The organism is Cetobacterium somerae ATCC BAA-474 (assembly GCF_000479045.1).
Classification (GTDB): Bacteria; Fusobacteriota; Fusobacteriia; order Fusobacteriales; family Fusobacteriaceae; genus Cetobacterium_A; species Cetobacterium_A somerae.
Genome location: NZ_KI518072.1, coordinates 1 through 11027, shown reverse-complemented (window position 1 = coordinate 11027; position 11027 = coordinate 1). Strand labels below are relative to the sequence as shown.

Here is an 11027-nt window from a genome sequence, read left to right as displayed (position 1 = left end):
GGCTGACGCTCTACCAACTGAGCTACTCCCGCTAACGTCTTGAAGGAATCCCTCAAGACATAAAAATTGTATCACAACATTTGTTTTTTGTCAACAAACTTTTTTTATTTTTTATTAATTTTTTATTCTAAATCTATTATCACGAATATCGTAAGTTACGAATCCTATTCTTCTCATTAAAACTTTATCATGACTTACTAATATAACTGCTCCTGGATAATCTAAAAGCATATTAGCTATTGCTGTTCTTGAATAGTCGTCCATATAAGTTGATGGCTCGTCTATTATTAATAAGTCTGTTTCCATTAAAGTATTTGTAAATATCTCTAATCTTTTTTTCTCTCCACCTGATAACATAAATATTCTTTTATCTCTAAACTCTAATTCATTATTATAAAGATTATCAATAGCAGCCTCTATGAACTCTTCAGAAAGACCTGTTTTATCTTTTAAGTAATCTTTTATATACATATTTTCATTTTCAAAAACTGTATCCTGTTCTATAAATGCTATTGTTGCTTTTTCATTTATAAAAACTTCTCCTGAAGTCGGCTTATCTAATCCAGCTATTATTTTTAATAATGTTGATTTTCCAGACCCATTTTCTCCAACAATACAAATTTTTGTATCTCTATCTACTACTAAGTTTGCATCTTTATATAACATCTTATCTGGATACTCTTTCATTACATCTTTTAAAACAACAATTGGTCCTTCAAACTCTTTTTTCCCAGTTATCATTACATCTTCTGGTGCATCAATATAACTATACTTATACTCTGGTGAGAATTTAATTCTTTCTCTTTGTAATCTTTCTAGCTCTTTTCTCATTCTTCTTAAAATTACAGCATGAGCATGTTTATTATTACATCTTTCTAATAACTTTAATTTTTTTTCGATTGCTTCTTGAGTTTCTTCTATTGTTTCTTCAGTTTCTCTATTTTTCTTTTTGTCCTCTGCTATTCTAACTTTTTTCTCTTTTAAATAAGCTGGATAATCACAGTCATAAACTCCAACTTTATTATTATCTATATCAAAGATTTTTGTGGCAAAAGTTCTTATAAAATCTATATTGTGTGATATTACTAAAAATGCTTTTGGACTATCATTAATATAATTTGTTAACCATGCTGTCTTTTTCTTATCAAAGAATGAAAGTGGCTCATCTAAAATTATTAAGTCTGAATTACTAAATAAAGTTATAGCCAATCTTATATATTGTCTTTCTCCTCCACTTAACTCTCTAAACTTTTTATCTAACTTATCATTTAGTTCAAAAGTATCTATAAATTCAGATTGAACATGAATGTATGAATACCCTCCTAAACTTTCAAACTCATCAGATAATTTTGAATATTTTTCCATTATTTTCTCATCGTTGTCCATATCACCTGTAAACTCTGCTGAAACTGCATCTAATTCTGCTTGAACAGTCATTACTTTTTCAAAAGGTGAATTTAATAAATCTTGAACTTTACTATCTAAATCAACTCTTCCAAATTGATCAAAACAAGATATTACTGCTTCTTCCTCTCTAATTACAGTTCCTCTATCAGGGTTTTCTGCTCCAGATAAAAGTTTAATTAAAGTAGATTTTCCTGTTCCATTGTTTCCAACAAGAGCTATTTTATCTCCAGAATTTACTTCTAAATCAACATGTTTATATAAATTTTGTGAAAAAAATGATTTTGATACATTTTTAAACTCTACTATAGTCATTTTACTCTCCTATTCTCTATTAAATTTAACGTATTATTATACCATGCTTTATACTTTTTAGCAATATTACCTTTGAGAAATAGGAAAAGCTAGAAGAGGTCTCTTCTAGCTTGAGTTTTACATATTTGATTCTATTATGTAACTAAACAAATACTTTTTGTCACTTGGAATTAAATATTCATCATGTGTTGGAGCACCCCATGAATCATCTCCTCCAACTCCCATCTGTATTTTATTTATATTTAAAGCAGTACAGTGAGATTTAGGAAGTTCGTAGTGATGGTATGCACTTTCTATTTCGTTAACCGTATAAGGTAAAGCACTAAATTCAAACGTTTCCTCACTTGAAACCTTTATTCCTACTCCCATCTTATTTGTTATTTCTGCCCATCTAGTTCCTATTCTATTTCCACACTCTTGTGGAATAACATATTCACTCATATTTTTATTTACATCTGTTTCAAAAATACCAAGTTTAGCTCCATGAACTCTATCTATATAATTTTCTTCTGGTCCCATTCCATACCATTTTATTTCACTAAACTCTTTTGGAACTTTATAACTCATTCCAAACAATGGCATCTCAGGCAATCCTTTTACTCCATTATACTCCATGCTTATTTTTAATTTTCCATTAACAAATCCTTCATATATAATCTCGCATACTGAACTAGGATTTGTAGGTAGTTCATACTTAGCTCTTATTTCTACAGAATTTTCTCTTTCTAAAGCTTTTACATCAACCATTTTTGCATACATTGATGCAAGCTTCCACTGAGCATATCTAAATGGCATCTTATTTCCTCTATCATTGTCTGTTGAGGCTCTCCAGAAGTTTGGCATTACAACGCCATCTACAAACTCCTTTCCACCAAATTTTAATGAAATTAGTCCTCCATAGGCTTTTGAAAATATTAATTCCATTTTTTTAGTTTTTATTCCTAAATTAAATCCACCATTTATAAAAGTTGGTTTTCCTTCTAATTTTTCTTTTACTTTTTTTTCAATTTTATATATTTTTTGTCCAAAACAAATTTCATGTCCTTTTAAAGCATAAAATCTATCTTCTTTTAAATTTAAAGACACCTCTATTGTATATTCTCCATGCTCTTTTACTTTAGGAAGATTTAATTTAAATGATTTTTCAGACAATGGTTTTACATTACATTCTAAACTCTCTTCATATATTTTAATTCCATTTTTAAATAATTTTATTTTTGTATCATACTCTGAACAATTTGTGAATAAACTTTCATTTATTATAGTAAAAGATTTTTCCTCTACATTTATTTTATAATCTGAAAATAGTTGTTTAATTTCTTGAACTTTAGGCGATGGTTTTCTATCTCCGTAAACAATTCCATTTACACAAAAATTATAATCAGTTGGCCTATCTCCAAAATCCCCTCCAAAAGCTAAATATTCTTTACCAAAAGAATCTTTTTTCATTAATGATTGATCTATGTAATCCCAAATAAATCCACCTTGATACATTGGATATTTTCTTTCCAGCTCTGTATATTTATGAAGTCCACCATTAGAATTTCCCATAGCATGAGAATATTCACATAGTACAAATGGTTTTTCAGGTGTTTCTTGTAAATACTTTTCAATCTCATAAACTTTTGCATACATTCTGCTTTCCATATCTGAAGTTTTATCATATCTTCTATCCCAAAATATTCCCTCATAATGAATAACTCTTGTATTATCTAAACTTCTTAAAAATTCAGACATTTTAAATAAGTTTTCTCCACCAAAAGATTCATTTCCACAAGACCAAATTACTACAGAAGGATAATTTTTATCTCTTTCAAACATAGATTTAGCTCTGTCTATTATATTTTCTAACCATTCTGGGTTATTATTTGGTATAACTTTCTCTGGACACGGTTGTCCTAAAATTTGCCAAGTTCCATGAGTTTCTAAGTTAACTTCATCAATTACATATAATCCATACTCATCACATAACTCATACCACCTAGTTTGATTTGGATAATGTGAAGTTCTAACAGCATTAAAATTATTAGCTTTTAAAAACTTTATATCCCAAATCATATCCTCTTCAGTTACTGCTCTTCCTTTGTAGCAATTAAACTCATGTCTATTTACACCTTTAAATACAATACGCTCTCCATTTATTTTCATAATTTTATCTGAAATCTCAAATTTTCTAAATCCAAATTTTTGCCAACACTCTTCTATTATATCTCCTGTTTTAGTATCTTTAATTAAAACTTTAACAACATAAAGATTAGGCTTTTCTGCACTCCATAATTTTGGATTTTCTACTTTTTTATTTAACTCTAATTTTAATTCTTTTTCAATTTTTATATTTTTTTCTTCTACTTTAAAGATAACTTCTGCTTTATCTATAAGTTCCATTTCAATATCTACTATTGCTTCTTTATAACTTTGAATTTTTAATATATTTTTTAAAGTTGCCTTTTTAAAATTATTTACTAATTCAGACGTTATAAACATATCTTTTACATGTACATCTGGAATTGAATAAAGATAAACATCTCTAAAAATACCTGAAAGTCTCCAAAAATCTTGGTCTTCTAACCAACTTCCACTACACCATTTATAGACTTTTACTGTTATTTCATTATTCTCATTCTTTAAATATTTTGTCAGTTCAAACTCACTCGGTGTGAAGCTATCTTCACTATATCCTACAAACTCCCCATTGCAATATAATTCTAATGATGATTCAACACCTTGAAATGAAATATATACTGGTCTATTTTTCCAATCTTTTGGTATATCTATATTTCTTTTATAAATTCCAAAAGGGTTAAACTCTTTTGGAACTTCTCCTGGCTCTAAATTTTCTCTTCCATCCCAAGGATACATTGTATTCACATATTGTGGTTCCCCATATCCTTGTAACTCCATATGACCAGGAACTTGAATTTTTGCCCAATTAGGTGTATTACAATATGAAAAGTCCCAAATTCCATTTAAACATTTTTTCCACTCTATATTTAAACCTTCATATTTATGATTTGAATGTGCACTTAATCTATTTATTTTAAAAACTCTTGGATTATGTAAATTATCCATAAACCCCTCCCATATCAATTAAATTACTAATATATAATCATAATTTAAACAATATAGCAATTAACACTCGAAACTTCTCTAAATCTTTATTAAATAATTTAAAAAAGTTTTTTAATTTATTTTATTTCGTAAATCAAACTATTGTGATAAAATATTTATAATATGATATCTAAAGGTGAATTTATGAAATATAATGTACAAATTACTAAAAAAAATATTAAAAATATTATTCTTAAAGTTAAATCTGATGGTACTGTTACTCTTTCTGTTCCCAAAAGAACTCCTAACACTTTTATTGAATCTTTTTTAAAATCTAAAAATGAATGGATTTTAAAAAATCTTGAAAAAGTTACAAAAATTTCAACTAAATCAGTTGACAAATCATATAAAAATGGAGACAATATAGAGTATCTTGGTAAAATTTATATTTTGAAAATTTTTAAAAGTTCTTATAATAATATTGAAATTACAGATGGTTTTTTTAAAGTATTTACCAATAAAGAGATTAATAGCAAAAATATTGAAACTCTTATTTATAATTGGTATAAGAAAAATGCTTTAAAAATTTTTGAAATATCTTTAAATAAATATAGTAACCTTATAGGTGAAAAGTTTTCTAATTTTAAAATTCGAAAAATGAAAAGACGTTGGGGATCTTGTAGGTTTATTACAAAAGTCATTACATTGAATATTGAACTTATTAAAAAACCTATTGAATGTATTGATTATGTGGCATTTCATGAAATAGCACATTTACGATATCCTCATCATCAAAAAGAGTTTTGGAATTTTATATCACTTTATATGCCTGATTGGAAGGTTAGAAAAGAAAGGTTGGATAAAATATGATAAAAAAGTATATTGGAGAAGATGGTTTCAGATATTATGTAAAAAAAACTGAACTATTTTCTACCAAAAGTGTAGTAGCTATCGGTATTGGAGCTGCTCTTTATAGTGTACTTTCAGGAGTTGCTATTCCTGTTGGTCCTAATACATCATTTAGAATAGCTGTTGCTCTTCTTACAATTTTTGGTGCCATCTTTGGTCCATTAGTTGGATTCTTTGTAGGTTTTGTTGGACACGCTTTAAATGATATGATTATGTGGGGAAGTGTTTGGTTTAGTTGGGTTTTCTTATCTGCTGTTATTGGATTGTTTGGTGGATTAATTACCTTAGACAAAAGTTTTTCTTTAGAAACAGGTCATGTTACTAAAGTTCACATATTTAAAATGTATCTTTATGCTATTTTAGGAATGATTTTTGCAGGATTAGCTGCTTATGTTGGAGATGTTTACTTCTATGGTGAACCAGCTCAAAAAGTTTGGATTCAAATTGCTTTAGCAACTTTAACTAATTTTGCTGTTACTGCAACTTTAGGAATTCCTATTATTCTTGGAATTGCTGCTAGAAAAAGAAAATATTCAAATTTAAAAATAGAAGATTAATTAAGTGAAGGAGTATAGATGAGTAACGTAGTAGAATTTAAAGATTTTACTTTTAAATACATCAATCAATTAGAACCGACTTTAAAAAATATTAATTTAGAGATAAAAAAAGGTGAAAAAGTTCTAATTGCTGGGCCGAGTGGTAGTGGTAAATCTACTTTAGGTAGTTGTTTAAATGGTATTGTCCCTTTTTCAAAAGAGGGTGGATTTAAAGGTACTTTAACTGTTAAAAATATTGAACCATATGAAAGCAGTATTTTTGAGATTAGTAACCTTGTTGGAACAGTTTTACAAGACCAAGATGGTCAATTTATAGGTTTAAGTGTTGGGGAAGATGTATCTTTTATTGATGAGAATAACCTTATACCTCAATCTGAAATGATTAAAAATACTGAGAAAGCATTAAAAGAAGTTGGAATGGAGAACTTTATTAATCATAGTCCTCAAGAACTTTCTGGTGGACAAAAACAATCTGTATCCTTAGCTGGAATAATGAGAAGTCCTGCTGAGATATTACTTTTTGATGAACCTTTAGCTAATTTAGATCCATATAGTGGAAAGCATGCTATGAAATTAATTTGTGACATTCAAAAGAAAACTGGAAAAACAATTATTGTTATTGAACATAGAATCGAAGATGTTTTAGAACAAGAGTTTGATAGAGTTATTATTTTAAGTAAGGGTGAGGTTGTAGCTAATGAAACTCCTGAAGAGTTATTTAGAAAAGATATATTTAGACAATATGGATTAAGAGAGCCTCTTTATATTGAAGCTTTAAAATATTCTGGCGTAAACTTAGAAACAGATTCAATCTATCCTATATCTAAAATTGGAACTAATGAAAATATAAAAAAAGTAAAAACTTGGTGTGATTCAATTGAATTAAAAGAAAAACGATTTAAAGATAATATTTTAAGTGTTCAAAATCTTTCATTTGCTTATGATGAAAGTAAATCAATTTTAAAAGATGTTAATTTTTCTGTTAACAGAGGAGAGATTCTTGCTCTTTTAGGAAATAACGGTGCTGGTAAATCAACGCTTTGTAAGGTTATAACAGGTATTGAAAAAGAGTCTTCTGGAGATATTATTTTCCTTGGAAAAAGTATTATTAAAAATAGTATTAAAAGAAGAGGAGAAAAAATTGGGTTTGTTATGCAAAATCCAAATCATATGATTACACAAGAAACTCTTTTAGAAGAAGTGCAATTTGGTTTAAAAATAAGGGGAGTTAAAGATTTTACAGAAAAAGCTGAGAAAGCTTTAGAGATTTGTGGTTTACACGAATTTAGACATTGGCCTGTTACATCTTTAAGTTATGGTCAGAAAAAAAGACTTACCATAGCTGCTATTTTAGCTCTTGAGCCCGAAGTTTTAATTTTAGATGAGCCTACAGCAGGGCAAGATTATAAAAGATATAAAGAGTTTATGAACTTTATTAAAGAGATTGCTAATAAGGGTGTTGGAATTATTCTAATAACTCATGATATGCACTTAGCTCTTGAATATGCTAATAGAGCTATCGTTCTTTGCAATGGAACAATTATAGCAAATAATTCTCCATCTATTATTTTAGGAGAAAAAGAATTAATGGAGAAGTCTAATTTAAAAGAAACTTCTTTATCTCAAATGGCAGAAATTATGGGCCTAGATCCTGAGATGCTTATGAACTCTTTCATTAATTTTGAAAACCAAGGAGGGATAAGATAATGTCAAGAGCTGGAACTTTATATATTGATAAAAACTCTCCAATACATAAAATTGATGGAAGTGTAAAATTTTTATTACTACTTGTCTGGACAGCATCGGTATTTTTATTTAATGATTTTAGAGTGTTTTTAACATTTTTTATTGTAGGAATGAGTTTATTACATATTGCTAAAATTCCATTTAAATCAATAAAACCTTTATTTATATTCATTGTTATGTTTACTATTATGAACTCTTTATTTTTAATAGTTATAACTCCTGAATATGGATCAACTTTAACGGGAACTACTACTCCAATTTTAACGATAAAGGGAATAACACTTTCTACTGAAACAATCTGGTTTGCACTTACCTTATCGATGAAGTACTTAGCTATTTTCCCTATAATGATGCTATTTATATTTACAACTCATCCTAGTAAATTTGCAAGTAGTTTAAATAAAATTGGTGTATCTTATAAAGTTGCTTATGCAATTAATATAGCTCTTAGATATATTCCAGATGTAAGAGATGAATTTAAAAATATAATGCATGCTCAAGAAGCTAGAGGCGTTGCTTTTAGAAAAGAAGATGCCAATATTATAACAAGATTAAAAAATTATAATACTATTTTATTCCCACTAGTTCTTTCATCATTAAATAGAGTAGAAGTTGTTTCTAATGCAATGGATTTAAGAGGATTTGGTCATAAAAGCAAAAGAACTTGGTATAGTTCTCAAAAATACTCTCCAGTTGACTTTATTACACTTATATTAATGGGATTAATGCTAGTTGTATCAATTTATTTAAAAATATATGTACTTAAAGGATTTTGGTATCCTTTTAATTAAGACTTGTTAAATCAAGTCTTTTTTTTATTTTGACACAAAGTTGACATAAAATAAAAAAGATAGTATAATTATGACATAATATTGACATATTGGAGGGGTTATGAATAATAAAGTTATATCTTGCTTTGCTCTTTCATCTTTTTTATTAGTTAATACATCTGTTTTAGCTTTTAATTTAGATAAAATGGGTGGAGATATTGAAGTTGGATTTAAAGTTAAAGATTATGAAGAGGGTGGAGCTTCTAGAAATTTTAGAGAAGGGAATGTTAGTCTTACTTTAAAACCTAATAAAGACAAAGGACTTGCTTTTAAGTTTGGTTTTGCCGATAGAGTTTTTAATGAAAGTAAAACTTCTAAAAAGAAAGAGCAAACTAGAGAAATGTCAGAGTTCTACATTGAAAATATGTACCTTTGGGGAAAACTTATGTTTAGACCTGAAATTGGTTTAAAATATACAGATTTCCACAATGATGATAAAGGACTAGACTCAGCTAAAGAGTATAGATTCTATCCTAAATTCACATATACATTTAATAAAAATTGGAGTTTATATTCTAGAGGATTTGTGGCGTACACTGAATTAAAAGATCCTTGGAAAAATGGTGATAAATATGGCTACAAACATAGATTAGAAGGTGGAACTAGATATACTTTCAATAGAAAACACGCTTTATCAGTTGCTTTATCAGATGATACAAGTGGAGTTAATAAATTTGATTATGATGTTGATAATACTCAATTAAGATTTAGATATCATTACTCACCAACTAGAAATCTAAAACTTGTACCTTTCTTCTTCTGGGGAATTGATGGTGAAAGAGTTGCTACAAATGGTACAAAAAAAGAGGTTAAAAGAGATATGCTAGGAGTTAATACTCACTATAAAATTACTAAAAATATTGAACTTATAGCTAAAGTTAACTATGAGTGGAGAGATGATAATACAGATAAAGGTGGAGATGGAAACAAAGATCACTGGTTCTATTCTGGAGCAATAAAATATTCATTCTAATTTTAAAACCTCTTTAGTAAAGAGGTTTTTTTATTTTTTACAGTATTATATTAAAAAGGATACTGGAGGTTTAAATGTCTAAAGATTTTTTTAAAATTATTAATGCACATAGATATTTATTTTTTTTTATTTTTATCATCGGATTAATTTTCACTTCTTATTTTTATTTCACTAGTCCAATTACATACTCTGCTAAAGCCTTATTTCGTTATATCGAGCCTGAAGGTGCTACAAAAATTACAAAAGTTGATATAAATGAGACTATAACCTACGAAAGTATAACTCCTGGAAGTGGTGGTTTATATATTCCAAGCTTAATTAACAGTGATTCTTTAAAAGTATCTTTTAATGGAGGAAATGGTATTTATACAGTTGTCAGCAAATCCATTTTAAAAGACTTTCCAATAAATGAAGTTAATAACTTTTTAGATTTTATTGTTATAACAAATATAAATTTTTTAAATGAAAAACTTCTTTATGCTACCTCTAAAGACGAAGAAATTAAATTTAAAGCTTTATTAGAAAATCCTGCTAAATCTTTTCCTTTAATAATAAAAGCTGATTCGATAGAAATTATTGATAAACGATACTTAATCTTATTTTTTGGTTTTATTCTATCTCTTTTTTCTTCTTTAACTGGAGTTATCATAAAAGAACGAGTTGATGAAATATGATTTTTGTTCTTGGAATCTTTGGAGTCTTTCTTTTTTATACTATATTTTTTACTGAGGACCCTTACGAAAAATTTTTACTCATTATGCCAGTATTTCTATTATCTATATATACTGGAACTAGAATAAATGTTGGTGGATATGACTATCATGTTTATAAATATTTTTATGAACTCCCATATTTTCAAAATCCATATGGATATGAGTATTTTTTTATTCTACTTAGAGATTTCTCTAAATTTCTTGGTTTAAATTACAATTTTTTTCTTCTTTTTTTAAGCTTTATATTTAATTTTATTATTTATAAACTTTTTATATCCTACAGTAGATACCCTACACTATCTTTTTTGATATATCTATCAACTTTTTACTACTGGCATAATTTTACTATTATTCGAAATTTTATTGCTATTATTATTTTCTGGATAAGTTTAAAATACATCTTTGAAAAAAAACTTTTTACTTATATTCTTTTAGTTACTTTGGCTTGTTTTTTTCATAAAACAGCAATTATTTTATATCCTCTTTATTTTTTATTAAACTATCGTTTTACAAAAAAATCTTTAAGTTTTCT

Annotated in this window: 9 protein-coding genes; 7 read left to right on the top strand and 2 right to left on the bottom strand. The window is 27.4% G+C overall.

The window, feature by feature from the left end; genetic code table 11:
* Positions 1-114: 114 nt before the first annotated feature.
* Positions 115-1719, bottom strand: a complete 1605-nt coding sequence (locus HMPREF0202_RS01725) for an ABC-F family ATP-binding cassette domain-containing protein (RefSeq protein ID WP_023051666.1) — start codon at positions 1717-1719, stop codon at positions 115-117.
* Positions 1720-1836: 117 nt separating this feature from the next.
* Positions 1837-4788, bottom strand: coding sequence for a beta-galactosidase, LacZ type (gene lacZ / locus HMPREF0202_RS01720; RefSeq protein WP_023051665.1), 2952 nt, complete (start codon positions 4786-4788; stop codon positions 1837-1839).
* 183 nt (positions 4789-4971) lie between these two features.
* Between lacZ and HMPREF0202_RS01715 the strand changes: the two genes are divergently transcribed.
* From HMPREF0202_RS01715 to HMPREF0202_RS15695, 7 genes are all read left to right on the top strand, one after another.
* Positions 4972-5637, top strand: coding sequence for a M48 family metallopeptidase (locus HMPREF0202_RS01715; protein ID WP_040406063.1), 666 nt, complete (start codon positions 4972-4974; stop codon positions 5635-5637).
* Positions 5634-6233: an ECF-type riboflavin transporter substrate-binding protein gene (locus tag HMPREF0202_RS01710; RefSeq protein WP_023051663.1), complete on the top strand. Its 600-nt coding sequence runs from the start codon at positions 5634-5636 to the stop codon at positions 6231-6233. The genes HMPREF0202_RS01715 and HMPREF0202_RS01710 overlap by 4 nt, the downstream gene beginning before the upstream one ends.
* 18 nt (positions 6234-6251) lie before the next feature.
* Complete coding sequence (locus HMPREF0202_RS01705; RefSeq protein ID WP_023051662.1) at positions 6252-7940, top strand: ABC transporter ATP-binding protein; 1689 nt, start codon at positions 6252-6254, stop codon at positions 7938-7940.
* Positions 7940-8770 carry an energy-coupling factor transporter transmembrane component T family protein gene (locus HMPREF0202_RS01700; protein WP_023051661.1) on the top strand — a complete coding sequence of 277 codons (831 nt, stop codon included), beginning with the start codon at positions 7940-7942 and terminating at the stop codon, positions 8768-8770. Before HMPREF0202_RS01705 ends, HMPREF0202_RS01700 begins: the two co-directional genes overlap by 1 nt.
* A 100-nt stretch (positions 8771-8870) precedes the next feature.
* Positions 8871-9782: a hypothetical protein gene (locus HMPREF0202_RS01695; RefSeq protein ID WP_023051660.1), complete on the top strand. Its 912-nt coding sequence runs from the start codon at positions 8871-8873 to the stop codon at positions 9780-9782.
* A gap of 74 nt (positions 9783-9856) precedes the next feature.
* Entirely contained in the window at positions 9857-10456 is a 600-nt protein-coding gene (locus HMPREF0202_RS01690) for a hypothetical protein (RefSeq protein WP_023051659.1), read from the top strand.
* Positions 10453-11027 (top strand): EpsG family protein (locus HMPREF0202_RS15695; protein ID WP_023051658.1); only part of this gene is annotated, 575 nt, incomplete at its 3' end. The genes HMPREF0202_RS01690 and HMPREF0202_RS15695, both read left to right, overlap by 4 nt.

What these genes read in the sequence shown, in the direction of transcription:
- HMPREF0202_RS01725 (WP_023051666.1), bottom strand. Translation starts at nt 1,719, where the DNA reads ATGACTATAGTAGAGTTTAAAAATGTATCAAAATCATTTTTTTCACAA.
- lacZ (WP_023051665.1), bottom strand. Translation starts at nt 4,788, where the DNA reads ATGGATAATTTACATAATCCAAGAGTTTTTAAAATAAATAGATTAAGT.
- HMPREF0202_RS01715 (WP_040406063.1), top strand. Translation starts at nt 4,972, where the DNA reads ATGAAATATAATGTACAAATTACTAAAAAAAATATTAAAAATATTATT.
- HMPREF0202_RS01710 (WP_023051663.1), top strand. Translation starts at nt 5,634, where the DNA reads ATGATAAAAAAGTATATTGGAGAAGATGGTTTCAGATATTATGTAAAA.
- HMPREF0202_RS01705 (WP_023051662.1), top strand. Translation starts at nt 6,252, where the DNA reads ATGAGTAACGTAGTAGAATTTAAAGATTTTACTTTTAAATACATCAAT.
- HMPREF0202_RS01700 (WP_023051661.1), top strand. Translation starts at nt 7,940, where the DNA reads ATGTCAAGAGCTGGAACTTTATATATTGATAAAAACTCTCCAATACAT.
- HMPREF0202_RS01695 (WP_023051660.1), top strand. Translation starts at nt 8,871, where the DNA reads ATGAATAATAAAGTTATATCTTGCTTTGCTCTTTCATCTTTTTTATTA.
- HMPREF0202_RS01690 (WP_023051659.1), top strand. Translation starts at nt 9,857, where the DNA reads ATGTCTAAAGATTTTTTTAAAATTATTAATGCACATAGATATTTATTT.